This is a genomic window from Pseudomonas sp. NPDC088890, assembly GCF_044900155.1.
GTDB lineage: Bacteria > Pseudomonadota > Gammaproteobacteria > Pseudomonadales > Pseudomonadaceae > Aquipseudomonas > Aquipseudomonas urmiensis.
In genome coordinates, this window is record NZ_JBJDNG010000002.1 from 260839 (window position 1) to 276755 (window position 15917).

The window sequence follows — 15917 nt, forward strand, 5'->3', positions numbered from 1 at the left end:
GTACGGCCTCTTCGCGGGCAAGCCCGCTCCCACAGGGATTGGTGTTGTAGCAGCGGGCTGTGCTGGGTCAGTCATGGCCTCTTCGCGGGCAAGCCCGCTCCCACAGGGATTGGTGTTGTAGCAGCGGGCTGTGCTGGGTCAGTCATGGCCTCTTCGCGGGCAAGCCCGCTCTCACAGGGGTTGGTGTTGTAGCAGCGGGCTGTGCTGGGTCAGTCATGGCCTCTCTGCGGGCAAGCCCGCTCCCACAGGGATTGGTGTTGTAGCAGCGGGCTGTGTTGGGGCAGTCATGGCCTGTTTGCGGGCAAGCCCGCTCCCACAGGGATTGGTTTGTGGCAACGGGCTGTGTTGGGGCATTCATGGCCTGTTTGCGGGCCAGCCCGCTGCCACAGGGGTTGGTGTTGTGGCAGCGGGCAGTGTTGGGTCAGTCATGCCTCTTCGCGGGCTTGTCGGGGCGCCGAATCGCCGCGAAGGGGCCGGAGGGGGCATCACAAATCTTCCTGAACCATCTGCAGGAAAGTCGCCACTACGCGCCGCGTGCGTTGTTCACTCAAGCACACCAGCGTTTCCGTCAGATGCCGCTGACAATCAATGATCGGCAATGCGCACACCCGTGCATCCGCGCCAAACTCCGCCGCCGAAACCACACCCACGCCAATCCCCACCACCACCGCCTCGCGCGCTGCCTCGCGGCCTTCTACCTGGATCGCCGGGCGGATACGCAAGCCAGCCCGCTGCATTTCCTCTTCCAGCGTCTGGCGAGTCACTGAGCCGGGTTCGCGTAGCACCAGTGGCGTGTCATCCAGGTCAGCCAGGTTGATTGCGCCGCGGCTGGCCCACGGATGGTTGTGCGAAACAAACGCCACCATCGGGTCGCGGCGCATCGGCACGCAGTACAGGCGCTCGTCGTCGACATCGCGCCCCAGCAGGGCGAGGTCGGCCTGGTAGCTGAACAGGCGGGCCAGGGATTCGTCGGTGTTGCCCGTCTCGATCTTGACCTGGATCCCCGGATAACGCTGGCAGAAACGAGCAATCTGCGGCAGCACGTGCACAGGCGCATCCACCGCCAGCACCAGGCTGCCGGTGTGCAAGGCGCGGGAATCCTGCAGCAACTCGACCGCCTCGGCTTCGCAGGCGAACAGCCGTTGGGTGACGCCCAGCAAACGCTCGCCCAGGTCAGTCAGTTGCACCGAACGCTTGTTGCGGTGAAACAACAGCACCCCGAAGCGCTCCTCCAGTTTGCGCACTTGATCGGAGACCGCCGGTTGGGTCAGGAACAGTTTTTCCGCAGCGCGGGTAAAGCTGCCGTGCTCGGCGACTGCATGAAAGGCCTTGAGTTGAGCCTGGGAAACCGACATACCGCCTCCAGTAACAAGCTGAGCTTATGTGTGAAATACGATAAATCGATTTTCGTTATCAGTCAGCACCTGTTTCCATACCCTTCAACCCCAAGGCGCTGCCACAAGCAGCCCTGAGCGGCCATGGCAGCACGCGGTCACGCCAGACTGCTGCGCCATCTGACCCATGACGGGCCACCGTCATGCAGTGCGCAACACAACAACAAGACAGGCGTTTTTTCACATTCTGCCGGCACACTTGAGCAAGAGGTCAGACTCACATGAATCAATCCCTAGCGGCGATCAAACGCTGGCGTGTCCAGATTTTCGCCATTACCTGGCTGGCCTACGCCGCCTTCTACTTCACCCGCAAGGCCTTTTCGGTGGCCAAGCTTGGCATTGGTGAAGACCCAAGCTTCATGCTCGACAAGGCCGCCATGGCCAACCTCGACGCAATCTACCTGGCCGCCTATGCGGTGGGGCAGTTCACCTGGGGCATGCTCGCCGACCGTTTCGGCCCGCGCGTGGTAGTGCTCGGCGGGCTGCTGATTTCCGCCGCGGCGGCGGTGGTGATGGGCAGCTACGCGACCTTCCCGATCTTCGCCACCTGCATGCTGATCCAAGGCCTGGCGCAGTCCACCGGCTGGGCGGGGCTGTGCAAGAACATCGGTAGTTTCTTCCCGTCTTCCCAGCGCGGCCGGGTGCTCGGGCTGTGGAGCTCGTGCTACGCCTTCGGCGGCCTGGTGGCCTCGCCATTCGCCGGTTGGTGGGCGTATACCTTGGTCGGCAGCTGGCATGCGGCGTTCTTCTCCAGTGCCGCAGTGGTGGCCGCAGTGGCGGTGCTGTTCTTCATCTTCCAGCGCAACAAACCTGAGGATGTCGGCTTGCCTGCGGTGGAGCCAGAGCCGCAAAGCATGTCGCCGGGCTCGAACCTGTGCAGCGTGTGGGCGCCGCTGCGCGAGATCCTGCGCAACCGCACTGTACTGACCCTGGGCATTGCGTACTTTTTGTTGAAGCCTGCGCGCTACGCCATTTTGCTCTGGGGGCCGGTGATCGTCTTCGAACAGATGCCGTCGGTGGGCAAGGTCGGTGCGGCGATCATTCCCACCGCCTTTGAGCTGGCCGGGTTGCTGGGGCCGATCATGATCGGCCTGGCCTCGGACAAACTGTTCGGCGCCCGGCGCATGCCGGCCTGCGTGATCAGCTTGTTGCTGCTGACTGTCACCCTGGCGGCATTCATGGCGGCGATGACCAGCGGCAGCGTGGTGTTGGTGGTGGCCTTGCTGTTCGTCATGGGCCTGACCCTGTATGGCCCGGACTCGATGATCAGCGGCGCCGCCGCCATTGATTTTGGCAGCGCCAAGGCCGGCGCCACCGCCGCAGGTTTCGTCAATGGGTGCGGCTCGGTCGGGGCGGTGCTTGGCGGTCTGCTGCCGGGGTATTTCGACAGTGTCACGGTGTTCATTGTCTTCGCCGGTTGCGCATTGTTCTCCGCCCTGGTCCTGCTGCCGCACTGGAACAGCCGCCCGGCCAGCGCCGAACAGGCCAGCGATGTGGCACCCAATACCAGCATGGCGATCAAGCCACTGCGTACTTAAAGGAAAGTGAGTAGATGAGACCGTTCTGGCTGCAACAGGCTCTGGAGCAGGAAAGCGAGGCGCTGTGTCCGCCGCTGACAGGCGATCAGCGTTGCGATGTGTGCATCGTCGGCGGTGGCTATACCGGGTTGTGGACTGCGCTGATGCTCAAGGAGCAGGCGCCGCAACTGGATGTGCTGCTGATCGAGGCCGACATCTGCGGCGCCGGCGCCAGTGGTCGCAATGGCGGCTGCGCGCTGTCCTGGTCGGCCAAGTACTTCACCCTGGAGCGGTTGTTCGGCACGGCCGAGGCGGTGCGCCTGGTGCAGGAGTCCGAGCGCAGTATCGCCGCCATCGGCGAGTATTGCGCGGGCAATGGCATCCAGTGCGACTTCCGCATGGATGGCACTCTCTACACCGCCAGCAACCAGGCGCAGATGGGCAGCACCGATGCGGTGATCGCTGCGCTGACGCAGCAGGGCATCAACTCGTTCCAGCGCCTGGCAGTGGAGCAGGTGCAGCGCTTGGCTGGCTCGGCGCGTCACCTGGAGGGCTGGTACTCGCCGGCAGCCGCCACCGTTCAGCCGGGGCGGTTGGTGCGCGGCTTGCGCCGGGTCGCGCTGCAGCGTGGTGTGCGGATATATGAAGGTACCGCCATGACTGGCCTGGAACACGGCGCACCGGTGCAAGTGCGCACCCAAGGCGGGACGATCAAGGCTGACCGGGTGGTGCTAGGCATTAACGCCTGGATGGCCCGGGCATTTGCTCAGTTCGAGCGCAGCGTGGCGATTGTTTCCAGCGACATGGTAATCACCGAGCCGTGTCCTGAACTGTTGCGTGACATTGGCCTGGACAGCGGGATCAGCGTGCTCGATTCGCGGATTTTCGTGCACTACTACCACAACACCAGCGATGGCCGGCTGATGCTTGGCAAGGGTGGCAATACCTTCGCCTATGGCGGGCGCATGCTGCCGGTGTTCGACCAGCCGTCGCCTTACCTGCCAGTGCTGCGCGAAAGCCTCAGCGAGTTCTTCCCGGCCCTGGCCCAGGTGCCGCTGGCGGCCAGCTGGAATGGCCCGTCGGATCGCTCGGTGACCGGCTTGCCGTTCTTTGGCCGGTTGGACGGGCAAGGCAACGTGTTTTATGGCTTTGGCTACTCCGGCAGCGGTGTTGGGCCTTGTCATATGGGCGGGCAGATCTTGTCGTCTCTGGCGTTGGAGCTGGACAACCCGTGGACCCGCTCGCCGCTGGTCAAGGGGCCGCTGGGTTTGTTCCCGCCAGAACCCATCCGTTACCTGGGCTCGCTGATGGTGCGCAACGCTATCCGCCGCAAAGAGCGCGCCGAGGACCGTGGCCTGCGCCCGCGCCATCTGGATGTGCGCCTGGCGCGATTTGCCGCAGCGGCAGGTAAGGCTGATAAAGCCTGATGGCACTGGCACAACAAGCTCTTGTCGCTCATCGCAGCGAGGGCGTATAAACTGCACCCACTTTGGCCGGTCGCTTCCTGAACCGGCCGCCTGAAACAAAGAGAGTCGACATGGGCGCACAGTGGAAAGCCAAACATAAAGAAGCCGCAGCCAACGCCAAAGGCAAGATCATGGGCAAGCTGGCCAAGGAAATTCAGATCGCGGCCAAGTCGGGCGCTGATCCGGACATGAACCCGCGCCTGCGCCTGGCAGTGGAGCAGGCCAAGAAAGCCTCGATGACCCGCGAGACCCTGGAGCGGGCCATTCGCAAGGGTGCAGGCCTGGATGGCGATGCGGTGCAGTACACCGCAGTCACCTACGAAGGCTTCGCCCCGCATCAGGTACCGCTGATCGTCGAGTGCCTGACCGACAACGTCAACCGCACCGTTGCCCAGATCCGCGTGCTGTTCCGTAAAGGCCAGCTGGGTGCCAGTGGTTCGGTGGCCTGGGACTTCAACCATGTCGGCCTGATCGAGGCGACCCCGGTCAACCCTGATTCGGATCCGGAAATGGCCGCTATCGAAGCCGGTGCCCAGGACTTCGAGGAAGGCGAAGAAGAGGGCTCGACCCTGTTCATCACCGACACCACCGACCTGGATGCCGTGCAAAAGGCCCTGCCTGAGCAAGGCTTCACCGTGACCTCGGCGAAGATCGGCTACACGCCGAAGAACCCGGTCAGCGCCGCTAGCCTGAGTGCTGAGGCGCTGGAAGAGGTTGAAGCGTTCCTGGCGGCGATCGACGAGAACGAAGACGTGCAGAACGTCTATGTCGGTCTGACTGACTGATCTGTGCTCGGGTCCGCGTTGCGGCCCAATCGCGGGACAAGCCCGCTCCTACAGTAGGAGTGGGCTTGTCCCGCGATTGATCTTTTGCGAACACCGCCCAGAGCTGCTTCATGAACCCCACCTTCGCCTCCCTCAGCCTGGCCCACCTGCGCACCCTCGATTGCCTGCTGCTGCTGAAAAACCTCAGCCACGCCGCCGAGCGCCTGGGCTGTAGCCAATCGGCCCTGAGCCGCCAACTCGCCCATCTGCGCGAAGCCTTCGATGACCCCCTGCTGGTACGCCAGGGGCGCGGTTATGTGCTCAGCGAATACGCCCAGGCACTGGTCGAACCACTGCGCCAGGTGCTTGAAGAGCTCAACGCCTTGCGCCAGCCGGTCACCTTCGATCCGGCCCGCTGCGAGCGGCGCTTTTGCCTGGCTGCTTCGGACTACGTCGCCGAGCACATGCTGCCGCTGCTGGTGGCGGCGCTGGAGCGCGAGGCGCCGGGCGTGTCGCTGGAGTACCGGACCTGGCAGGCCGGGCAATACGCCTTGCTCGCCAGTGGTGAGATCGACCTGGCGACGACCTTGTTCGATGAGTCGCCGGCCAACCTGCATGGGCGCCTGTTGGGCGAAGACCGGGCGGTGTGCCTGATGCGTCGCGACCATCCACTGGCGGCGCAGCAGGTGCTCGATCAAGACGCTTACCTGAGCTTCAAGCATGTGCGCATTTCCGGCGGCGGTGACAAGGACAGCTTCATCGACCGGCACCTGCGTGGCCAAGGCTTGCAGCGGCGGATCAGCCTGGAGGTGCCGTTCTTTTCCGCCACTGTGCAGGTGATCGCCAACAGCCAGGCACTGGCCACGGTGCCCGAACATATTGCCCGGCAGCTGTGCCGGTTGCATGAACTGGCGTGGCGGCCATTGGGTTTCGTTGACCACACCCAGCGCTACTGGGTGGTCTGGCATCAGCGCCTGCAGGCGTCGGCCGAGCACCGCTGGTTACGTAACCGGGTGTTCGAGTTGTGGCGTCAGTCGCAGTTCGGGGTACAGGGCGGGCATGCGCTTTTGCCATAGGAGGTATGCGCGAAGTGGGGTTCTTGCTGTGCGGCCAGGGGCCTAGACTGGGCTGAGTGTGGCGTTAGTGCCGGCCCTATCGCGGGCAAGCCCGCTCCTACAGGATGTGCGCAATGTCTGTAGGCGCGGGCTTGCCTGCGATAGGGCCGGCACTGACAACGCTAATTCAGCCTGCCAAGGAGACCGCGCGTGACCCCGGAACAATTTCGCCAGTATGGCCACCAACTGATCGACCTGATTGCCGACTACCGCCAAACCGTCGGCGAACGCCCGGTCATGGCCCAGGTCGAGCCCGGTTACCTCAAGGCCGCTTTGCCGAGCGCGGCGCCGCAACAGGGCGAGTCCTTCGAGTCGATTCTTGATGACGTCAACCAACTGGTCATGCCCGGCCTGTCGCATTGGCAGCACCCGGATTTCTACGGCTACTTCCCCTCCAACGGCACCCTGTCGTCAGTACTTGGCGACTTCCTCAGCACCGGTCTTGGCGTGCTGGGCCTGTCCTGGCAATCGAGCCCGGCGTTGAGCGAGCTGGAGGAGACCACCCTCGACTGGCTGCGCCAGCTGCTGGGCCTGTCGAGCCAGTGGAGCGGGGTGATCCAGGACACCGCCTCGACCAGCACCCTGGTGGCGTTGATCTGCGCCCGCGAGCGCGCCAGCGATTTTGCCCTGACCCGCGGTGGCCTGCAGGCCCAGGCCAAACCACTGATCATCTACGTCAGCGCCCATGCGCACAGCTCGGTGGATAAAGCGGCGCTGCTAGCAGGCTTTGGTCGCGAGAATATCCGCCTGATCCCCACCGACGAGCGCTTCGCCATGCTACCCGAGGCGCTCAGCGCGGCCATCGAGCAAGACCTTGCCGCCGGTAACCAGCCGTGCGCCGTCGTCGCGACCACGGGCACCACGACCACCACCGCGCTCGATCCGCTGGCCGAGATTGGTGCCATCAGCCAAGCCCACAGCTTGTGGCTGCATGTGGATTCGGCGATGGCCGGCTCGGCAATGATCCTGCCGGAGTGCCGCTGGATGTGGGACGGCATCGAGCTGGCCGATTCGGTGGTGGTCAACGCCCACAAATGGCTGGGTGTAGCGTTCGACTGCTCGATCTACTACGTGCGAGATCCGCAGCACCTGATCAGGGTGATGAGCACCAACCCAAGCTACCTGCAATCGTCGGTCGACGGTGAAGTGAAGAACCTGCGCGATTGGGGTATCCCGTTGGGGCGCAGGTTCCGTGCCTTGAAACTGTGGTTCATGCTGCGCAGTGAAGGCGTCGAGGCCTTGCAGCAGCGTCTGCGTCGTGATCTGGACAATGCCCGTTGGCTGGCCGAGCAGGTGCAGCAGGCGCCCGAGTGGGAAGTGTTGGCGCCGGTGCGATTGCAGACGCTGTGCATTCGCCATCGGCCTAGCGGTTTGGAGCAGCAGGCACTGGATGCGCATACCCGGGCCTGGGCAGAGCGGCTCAATGCTTCGGGGCAGGCTTATGTGACACCTGCAACGCTGGAAGGACAGTGGATGGTACGGGTGTCGGTGGGAGCGTTGCCGACCGAGCGGGGGGATGTGGAGCGGTTGTGGGCCAACTTGCAGGAAGTTGTTCGTGGCTAAAAGTGCTGGGGCCGCAAAGCGGCCCCAATACTCGGTTAGTGGGTCGCTACGTTCAGGCTGCTCTTGCGGCTAGCCTCGTACACCGCTTTCTCCATTGGCTTGGCCTCGGGATTGCCCAGGTCCTCCATCGCCAGTCGATGAGTCTCCGGCGCCAGGTACGCAGCAAAGGCGCAGAGGCAGGTGATGAAGAACGCCAGGCTACCGACCACCAGCCAGATGTTGTCCGAACCCGGTGGCGCGATGGCAGCGAACAGTGCCGGCAGCATGGCGGTGAGCATGGTGCCGACGTTCTGCGCGATGGCCATGGCCGATACCCGGTAGCGGGTGTGGAACAGCTCTGGGTAGAAGCTTGGGAACACCGCGTTGTAACCCTGGTAGACCATGCCCCACATCAGGATCGAGGCGGCGAACGCCAATGGTACGTTCTGGATGCTGATCGCATACAGATAGACGAACGCTAGCAGCCCCGAACCCAGGCACCCGGCAATCATGGTCGGGCGGCGGCCGATCTTGTCCGAGAGGTTGCCGATGAACGGAATCACCAAGACCGCGACGATATTGCCCACCACCGGAATCCACAGGTACACGCTCTTGTCGAAGCCGATGCCGTAGGCCGGCTGTACCGCGTAGGCTGCGCCAAAGATGGTGGCAACTACCGGGATCACGTTCATCAGGGCCATGAACATCACCAGGACCATGTGCTTCCAGCTGTGGCGGAAGGCTTCGCTGATCGGCGACTTGGCCACCTTGTCCTGCTTCTCTTCCTGGACGAACGCAGGGGTCTCGTGCACTTCCTTACGGATGATGAAACCGGCCACCAGCACCAGCGCACTCATCAGGAACGGAATCCGCCAGCCCCATTCGTTGAAGGCTTCGCTAGGCATGAAGTAGGCCAGTGGCAGGAATACCGCCGCTGCCATCACCTGGCCGGCTTGCACGCCCTGCAGGGTGTAGCTGGCGTAGTAGCCACGTCGACCGAACGGCGCATGCTCCATGATCATCGAACTGGCCCCGGAGATTTCTCCAGCCACGGCAAAGCCCTGCACCAGGCGCAGCAGCACCAGGATGATCGGCGCCAGGATGCCAATGTCGTGGTAAGTCGGCAGCAGGCCCACGGCCATGGTCGACAGGCCCATGAGGAACATGCACAACAACAAGACGTTTTTGCGTCCGCGGGTATCACCCCAGTGACCCAGCACGAAGGCGCCCACCGGGCGCGCCAGGTAGCCGACGCCGTAGGTCGCGAGCGAGGCGATGATGGCCATTTTCGGGTCGACTGAGGGGAAGAAGATCTGCGGGAAAATCAGTGCCGCAGCCTGGGCGTAGATGAAGAAGTCGTAGTACTCGAGAGCCGAGCCTATCCACCCGCTGGCAGTCGCTTTCTTGGCTTGGGAGCTAGAGTGAGCCATCGTTGTCTCCGTTGTTCTTGTAAGTCTGCAGACGGTGCCACGCGCACGGCAGAAGGCCGCGGTGAAGCACTGTGCGATCAGTATTGGGAGTGGTTTCAGCGCAAGGCGCACGATCGCAAACGAGGTCTGCGTAGACAGGACGAACGAGCAGGTGCGGATCGCAGGGCGAGGGAGGTGTGCATAGGTCGTTACCCGATTTATTGAACTTATTATGTTGTGACGCTGGGCTGGTCAAGACAGGATCCGCCGAACGTTCGGCAGGGCAGGGAGCGCCGGTGGATCGCCTGTACTGCGAGTCATGGTTGCCCAGTGCTGGGCGCTGATCAATTCGCAAAATCCGCTTTTGTTCGGTAATCGAACAAAAACTAACTGTTCCGTACAAAATGAATTGCTGAGCCGACTTTACCTGCGAATAATCGATCGTGCCAGGAACCCGCCGCGGTTTTCGGCTTTGTCGTGTTCGCGCAGTTGTCCTGGCTGCGCTCCAATAACAAGGAACTCCAGCATGCAGCGTTCGATTGCCACCGTGTCCTTGAGCGGCACCCTGCCGGAAAAGCTCGAAGCCATCGCCGCAGCCGGCTTTGACGGCGTCGAGATCTTCGAAAACGATCTGCTTTACTACGCCGGCAGCCCGCGCGAGATCCGCCAGATGTGTGCCGACCTGGGTATCGCCATCACCCTGTTTCAGCCGTTTCGCGACTTCGAAGGCTGCCGTCGAGATCGATTACAGAAAAACCTCGACCGCGCCGAACGCAAGTTCGACCTGATGCAGGAGCTGGGTACCGACCTGGTGCTGGTGTGCAGCAACGTCCAGGCCGATGCCCTGGGCGATGAACAGCTGCTGGTAGATGACCTGCGCCTGCTGGCCGAACACGCAGGCGCACGGGGTTTGCGCATTGGCTACGAAGCCCTGGCCTGGGGCCGTCACGTCAACACCTATCAGCAAGTGTGGAACCTGGTCCGCCAGGCTGATCATCCGGCGCTTGGGGTGATCCTCGACAGCTTTCACACCTTGTCGCTCAAGGGCGACCCTAGCGCGATCGGCGAAATTCCTGGCGACAAGATCTTCTTCGTGCAGATGGCCGATGCGCCGATCCTGGCCATGGACGTGCTGGAATGGAGCCGGCATTTCCGTTGCTTCCCGGGGCAAGGTGAAATGGACCTGGCGGGGTTCCTTGCGCCGATCCTGGCGACGGGTTATCGCGGGCCGTTGTCGCTAGAGATCTTCAACGATGGCTTCCGCGCCGCGCCGACCCGGCAGAACGCCGCCGATGGCCTACGTTCATTGCTCTATCTGGAAGAAAAGACCCGTCTGCAACTGGAGCGCGAGGCGCGAGCGGTAGAGCCCGGTGTGCTGTTCGCCCCGCCTGCGGCCAGTGCCTATGATGGCGTTGAGTTCCTTGAATTTGCCGTCGACGAAGCGGTCGGTGCGCGTCTGGGTGGCTGGCTCAAGCGCCTGGGCTTTGCCGAGGCCGGGGCGCACCGCAGCAAGGGCGTACGCTTGCTGCGCCAGGGCGATATCAACATCGTGCTCAATGCCGAGCCTTATTCGTTCGCGCATAACTTTTTCGAAGCCCACGGCCCTTCGCTGTGTGCCACCGCGCTGCGGGTCAAGGATGGCCAGGCGGCATTGCAGCGGGCTACTGCCTACCGGGGCCAGCCGTTCCGCGGCCTGGTCGGCCCTAACGAGCGAGAGATTCCTGCTGTGCGGGCGCCGGATGGCAGCCTGATCTACCTGGTGGAGCAGGCCGGTGCGGGGCAGACCATCTATGACAGTGATTTCCGTCTTGATCCTGGCAATGAGGCCACCGGTGGCCTGCAGCGTATCGATCACATGGCCTTGGCGTTGCCAGCCGAGTCGCTGGACAGCTGGGTGCTGTTCTACAAGAGCCTGTTCGACTTCGCCGCCGATGACGAGGTGGTGCTGCCCGACCCCTATGGCTTGGTCAAGAGCCGGGCGTTGCGCAGCCAGTGCGGCAGCCTGCGTTTGCCGCTGAACATTTCCGAGAACCGCAACACCGCCATCGCCCACGCACTGTCGAATTATCGTGGCTCGGGCGTGCACCACATCGCTTTCGATTGTGCGGACATCTTCCGCGAAGTAGCGCGCGCCAAAGAAGCAGGGGTGCCGTTGCTGGAGATTCCGCTGAACTACTACGACGACCTGGCCGCACGCTTTGATTTTGACGATGAGTTTCTCAGCGAGCTGGCGTATTACAACGTGCTGTACGACCGTGATGCCCAGGGCGGCGAGTTTTTCCACGTTTACACCGAGCCGTTCGAGGACCGCTTCTTCTTCGAGATCATCCAGCGCAAGGGTGGTTACGCCGGATACGGCGCGGCCAACGTCGCGGTACGCTTGGCGGCGATGGCCAAGGCGCGCAGCGGGGCGGCGCGTAGACCGGTGCTTTAAGGCCCGCTGCGCGTTGGCTCGTTCGCGGGCAAGCCCGCTCCCACAGGGACCGAGTCGGTCACACAGCTTGCGGTGTGCAGGGACATGTGTGCGGGCTTGTTCGCGAACAGGCCGGCACTGGCACTCTAAGATCCTGACCACTCGACCAACAGCGCGCTTCCCTGGTACGTCCCACTCACGGATAATCCCTGCCTTATTCCAATAAACAGCCTGTGAGTGGGTATGAGTGATTCTGTAGTCAGCCTCGGCGAGCCTGCCATCGAAGGGGGGCGCAAGGCGCGCAAGAACAACCCTGAGAAGACCCGCGAGGACATCCTCCAGGCCGCCATCAGCGAGTTCGTCCAGCAAGGCCTGGCCGGCGCCCGGGTCGACGCCATCGCCGAGCGCACCGCCACCTCCAAGCGCATGATCTACTACTACTTCGGCAGCAAGGAGCAGCTGTACGTCGAGTGCCTGGTCAAGCTCTATGGAGACATCCGCAAAACCGAGCAAAACCTCGACATGGAGGCATTGCCGGCCGAGCAAGCGATTCGCCGACTGGTCGAATTCACCTTCGATCACCATGATCGCAACGTCGATTTTGTGCGCATCGTCTGCACCGAGAACATTCACTACGGCGAATACGTCAAGCAAACCCCGGCCATTCGCGAAATGAGCAGTCTGGTCTTGCAGGCGCTGGCCAGGACCTTGCAACGCGGTGTCGAGGAAGGGGTGTTCCGTGCGGGCATCGAGGTCATCGACCTGCACATGCTGATGAGCTCGTTCTGCTTCTATCGGGTTTCCAACCGCCATACCTTCAGCGATATCTTCCAGATCGACCTGTCCGATGAGCAGGTCAAGCAGCGCCACAAGCAGATGATCTGCGAGGCGGTGATCAACTACATCCGCGCCTGACCGCCTTCACTCGCCCAGCCGTTGCTCGCGCGACGGCGGGTAGCCGAAGTACGCCGCATAGCACTTGCTGAAGTGCGATACCGAGACAAAGCCACAGGCCACTGCTACTTCCATCACCGAAAGGTCGGAGTACTGCAGCAAGCGCCGGCTCTTGGTGATGCGCAGCTCCATGTAGTAGCGCCGTGGCGAGGTGCCCAGCTGAGCCTGGAACAGGCGGTCGATCTGCCGCCGCGAGCGGCCGCTGTAGGCGGCGAGCTGGTCCAGGCTCAGGGTCTCTTCCAGGTTGTTTTCCATCAGCTCGACGATGGTCCGCAGGTGCAGGCTCATCGACTTCTTAGCCCCTGGCCCGACCTGGCGATAACGTGCGCCGGAGAACGACAGGATCTCCTCGACGCCTTCGGCCAAGGCGTCACCGTACAAGCGCCGTACCAGGCCAAGCATCAACTCCATGGCGCCGTTGGGGCTGGCGGCGGTGAGGCGGTCGCGGTCCAAGGTGAAGCTTGCCGGGGTGATGCGTGTTTGCGGGCTGCGCTCGGCAAGGCTGGCGCGTTGTTCGGGGTGGATGCTGCAGCCATAGTCGGCCAGCACCCCGGCGCGGCCGAGAAACCAGGCGCCATTCCACAGCCCGCCCATGGCCAAGCCGTGCGCTGCGCAGTCATTGAGCATACGGTCGAGTTCTGGATATTTGAGTGGGGTGCGCAGGCCGCCACAGATGACCAGTAGATCCAATGCTTTGAGCTCGGCAGGATCGAGGTCGCTGGCGATCAGCTCCAGGCCCAGGTCACTGAGCACCCGCTCGCCATCCAGCGACAGCGGGGTAAAGCTGAAACTGTCGGCGCGCAGCAGGTTGGCGGTGACCAGCACGTCCATCGCCACGGTGAAACTGGCCATGGAGAAGTGTTCGAGCAAGACGAAATCGACCCGATAGGGCTTGTGCGCCTCACCGGTGGCGGACTTGAGCCGCAGCATGTTGCTGGTGCTGGTCTTCTTGCTGAAATGGCGTGGTGTGGGCACTGCGGACTCCGCTTGCTGGCTGGCTCGGGTGAGTGTGCTTGGGGGGCGGGGGAAAGACAACTGTGCCGGGGGTAGGGTGGTATTGGAGGTCGTGTTCAGGCAAGTCCTGGGCTTGGCAGTGCCGGCCCCTTCGCGGGCAAGCCCGCTCCCACAGGGCACAATCTCAACCGCAACGCGATCCCTGTAGGAGCGGGCTTGCCCGCGAAGAGGCCGCAACTGCCAACATCCATGTATGTGTTTTATGCTGCCCCTCCCAAGCACCCGAGAACCCGCAATGAAATACGCCATCGCACTGCTGTTCGCCCTGCTACCCGTCCTGGCCCAGGCCCTGGAGACCGGCGACAAGCTCGCCCCCTGGACGCTGCTCGATCAACACGATCAGGCCTATAGCCTTGACCCCAGCACGCGCATTTTGCTGGTAGCGCGCGACATGGACGCTGCCAAGCTGGTCAAGGCGGCCCTGGCCGAGCAGCCCCAGGGCTACCTTGAAGCCCGGGGCGCGGTGTTCGTGGCCGACATTCAACGTATGCCGGCGATCATCAGTAAGCTGTTCGCCATCCCGGCCATGCGCGACTACAGCTACCGCGTGCTGCTCGACCGCGATGGCCAGGTAGCCAGCCGTTATCCAGGTAAAGAGGGCCAGATACTGTGGTTGCAGCTGGACAACGCCCACCTGGTGGCGCAACAGGAGTACGCAGACGCCAATGCACTGAAGGCGGCCCTGGATCAGGCCAAGTTACCTTGAGGTCGTTTGCACTTAGCCGAACGCTTCTCTAAGCAGCTGCGGCAATAGCTGGCCAGCCTTGCCAGCGAGGGCAAACTCCCTGGCATGGCCAGTCCCTGTCACCTGTGGATTGATATGCACCACCCTGGCCCCGGCCTCAAGCGCCACGCCGGGGATCATAGCCGCCGGTTGCACCACGCCTGAGGTGCCGATCGACAGCAACAGGTCGCAATCGGCTGCCGCCAGAAACGCTCGGCTTAGCGTCTGCTCTGGCAAGTTCTCGCCAAACCACACCACCCCTGGGCGCAACGGGCCGCCACAGGCGCTGCACAGCGGCGGCTCGATGCGCTTGCCGTCGCCAGCGCCCTCGGGCAGCTCCAGTACCGCGCCCGCTGGTCGCGCGCAGTCAAAGCAACGCGCTGCATCCAACCGCCCGTGCAGGTGCAGGACATCCGTGCTGCCAGCGCGCTCATGCAAGTCATCGACATTCTGCGTGACCAAGGTCAGCTTCGGCACTCGCTGAGCCAGCTCGGCGATCGCCAGGTGCGCGGGGTTGGGCTGGGCCTCGGCTATGCCGGCCCGGCGCATCTCGTACCAACCCCAGATCAGCGCTGGATCACGGCGAAAGCCTTCAGCACTGGCCAACTCGGCCGGATCGAAACGCTCCCATAGGCCGGTGAGCTTGTCGCGGAAAGTGGCGATGCCGCTTTCGGCAGATACCCCGGCGCCGGTGAACACCACGATATGCCGGGCGCTGGCGAGCAGGCGAGGGTTGAAACGCATGCGAAGTCTCCAAGGTGCAGGGCAGAGCGGCTGTCCACTCTGCCAGCGTGCGGCGTGCTGGACAACATCCGAATGAACCCTTGGCGCTGGCTGCTACCCAATCCAGTACATGTTCACAGGAGAACGCTCATGGAAATCGGAACGCTCTGGATCATCGTCGCCGCCTTTGTGATCCTGATGGAGATCTGGGCCATTTGGCACATCATCGGCAGCGAGCGGCGCGCCGAACGCAAGATGTTGTGGATCGTCTTCGTCGTTTATGCACCGATTCCCGGTTTGCTGTTCTGGGCCTGGCGCGGGCCGCGGGCGGTCAAGGGCAGGGCAGTACTGGAGGAAAAATAGAATGGGCTTGACCTCGACTTTACTTGAGGTCTGATACTCGGTCGCTCTTTTCTTCGATGGAGCGACCTTATGACCAGTGCTTTGCAACTGTCCAATCCCGAAGGGCTGTATGACCCCAGTGCCAATGCCTATTCGCATGTCGCTGAAGTTCAGGCCGGTAGCCGTTTGTTGTTCATTGCCGGGCAAGGTGGGGAGGATGCCCAGGGCAATCTCTCGCCGCTGTTCGCTGAGCAGGCACGCCAGGCGCTGGCCAATTTGCGCCTGGCGCTGGCGTCCAAGGGGGCTGGACTTGGGCAGGTGTGCAAGCTGACGTTGTTGATTGTCGAGCATGATCAGCAGCGCCTGCGCCAGTGGGTGGCCGAGGCTGATCGGGCCTGGGGTACGCAGATGAAGCCCACTTGCACGTTGATTCCGGTGCCGCGCTTGGCACTGGATGGGATGTTGGTGGAAATCGACGCGGTGGCTGCGGTTTGATCGCGGGGTGCCAATACTGAGGTCATCGCGGGGCAAGCCCGCTCC

Annotated in this window: 14 protein-coding genes; 10 read left to right on the forward strand and 4 right to left on the reverse strand. The window is 62.9% G+C overall.

Annotated features, from left to right (window positions below):
- Positions 1–485 precede the first annotated feature (485 nt).
- Entirely contained in the window at positions 486–1355 is an 870-nt protein-coding gene (locus tag ACI2JX_RS06075; protein ID WP_186553579.1) for a LysR substrate-binding domain-containing protein, read from the reverse strand.
- 260 nt (positions 1356–1615) lie between these two features.
- Here ACI2JX_RS06075 and ACI2JX_RS06080 point away from each other — a divergent pair, with 260 nt between their 5' ends.
- The 5 genes from ACI2JX_RS06080 to ACI2JX_RS06100 all read left to right on the forward strand — a co-directional run bounded on the left by ACI2JX_RS06080 (position 1616) and on the right by ACI2JX_RS06100 (position 7819).
- Positions 1616–2932: an MFS transporter gene (locus ACI2JX_RS06080; RefSeq protein ID WP_404689633.1), complete on the forward strand. Its 1317-nt coding sequence runs from the start codon at positions 1616–1618 to the stop codon at positions 2930–2932.
- A 14-nt stretch (positions 2933–2946) separates the two neighbouring features.
- Complete coding sequence (locus ACI2JX_RS06085) at positions 2947–4338, forward strand: FAD-dependent oxidoreductase (protein WP_404689634.1); 1392 nt, start codon at positions 2947–2949, stop codon at positions 4336–4338.
- 110 nt (positions 4339–4448) lie between these two features.
- The gene (locus tag ACI2JX_RS06090; protein ID WP_186553576.1) at positions 4449–5162 is read left to right on the forward strand and encodes a YebC/PmpR family DNA-binding transcriptional regulator; all 714 of its coding nucleotides are present in this window, start codon (positions 4449–4451) and stop codon (positions 5160–5162) included.
- Positions 5163–5272: 110 nt separating this feature from the next.
- Positions 5273–6217, forward strand: coding sequence for a LysR family transcriptional regulator (locus ACI2JX_RS06095; protein ID WP_404689635.1), 945 nt, complete (start codon positions 5273–5275; stop codon positions 6215–6217).
- A gap of 189 nt (positions 6218–6406) precedes the next feature.
- Positions 6407–7819 (forward strand): DOPA decarboxylase, encoded by a 1413-nt coding sequence (locus tag ACI2JX_RS06100; protein ID WP_404689636.1) that lies wholly within the window; start codon positions 6407–6409, stop codon positions 7817–7819.
- Positions 7820–7854: 35 nt separating this feature from the next.
- Here the strand turns inward: ACI2JX_RS06100 and ACI2JX_RS06105 are convergent, their stop codons facing one another.
- A complete protein-coding gene (locus tag ACI2JX_RS06105) occupies positions 7855–9228 on the reverse strand; it encodes an MFS transporter (protein ID WP_404689637.1) in 1374 nt (457 codons plus the stop codon).
- Between the two features lie 505 nt (positions 9229–9733).
- Between ACI2JX_RS06105 and quiC the strand changes: the two genes are divergently transcribed.
- Both quiC and ACI2JX_RS06115 read left to right on the forward strand, forming a co-directional pair.
- Positions 9734–11641: a 3-dehydroshikimate dehydratase QuiC gene (quiC, locus tag ACI2JX_RS06110; protein WP_368973536.1), complete on the forward strand. Its 1908-nt coding sequence runs from the start codon at positions 9734–9736 to the stop codon at positions 11639–11641.
- 222 nt (positions 11642–11863) lie between these two features.
- Positions 11864–12535: a TetR/AcrR family transcriptional regulator gene (locus tag ACI2JX_RS06115; RefSeq protein ID WP_264236013.1), complete on the forward strand. Its 672-nt coding sequence runs from the start codon at positions 11864–11866 to the stop codon at positions 12533–12535.
- 6 nt (positions 12536–12541) lie between these two features.
- Here ACI2JX_RS06115 and ACI2JX_RS06120 read toward each other — a convergent pair whose 3' ends face one another.
- Positions 12542–13549: a GlxA family transcriptional regulator gene (locus ACI2JX_RS06120; protein WP_264236014.1), complete on the reverse strand. Its 1008-nt coding sequence runs from the start codon at positions 13547–13549 to the stop codon at positions 12542–12544.
- A 274-nt stretch (positions 13550–13823) separates the two neighbouring features.
- On the opposite strand from ACI2JX_RS06120, the gene ACI2JX_RS06125 reads away from it, so the two are divergent.
- Positions 13824–14294 carry an FAD/FMN-containing dehydrogenase gene (locus tag ACI2JX_RS06125; protein ID WP_264236015.1) on the forward strand — a complete coding sequence of 157 codons (471 nt, stop codon included), beginning with the start codon at positions 13824–13826 and terminating at the stop codon, positions 14292–14294.
- Between the two features lie 12 nt (positions 14295–14306).
- Here ACI2JX_RS06125 and ACI2JX_RS06130 read toward each other — a convergent pair whose 3' ends face one another.
- Entirely contained in the window at positions 14307–15056 is a 750-nt protein-coding gene (locus ACI2JX_RS06130; RefSeq protein WP_404689638.1) for an SIR2 family NAD-dependent protein deacylase, read from the reverse strand.
- A gap of 129 nt (positions 15057–15185) precedes the next feature.
- On the opposite strand from ACI2JX_RS06130, the gene ACI2JX_RS06135 reads away from it, so the two are divergent.
- Both ACI2JX_RS06135 and ACI2JX_RS06140 read left to right on the forward strand, forming a co-directional pair.
- A complete protein-coding gene (locus ACI2JX_RS06135; protein WP_186553567.1) occupies positions 15186–15398 on the forward strand; it encodes a PLDc N-terminal domain-containing protein in 213 nt (70 codons plus the stop codon).
- A gap of 69 nt (positions 15399–15467) precedes the next feature.
- On the forward strand, positions 15468–15872 hold the full coding sequence (locus ACI2JX_RS06140; RefSeq protein WP_404689639.1) for a RidA family protein: 405 nt from the start codon (positions 15468–15470) through the stop codon (positions 15870–15872).
- The last annotated feature ends 45 nt before the right edge of the window (positions 15873–15917 follow it).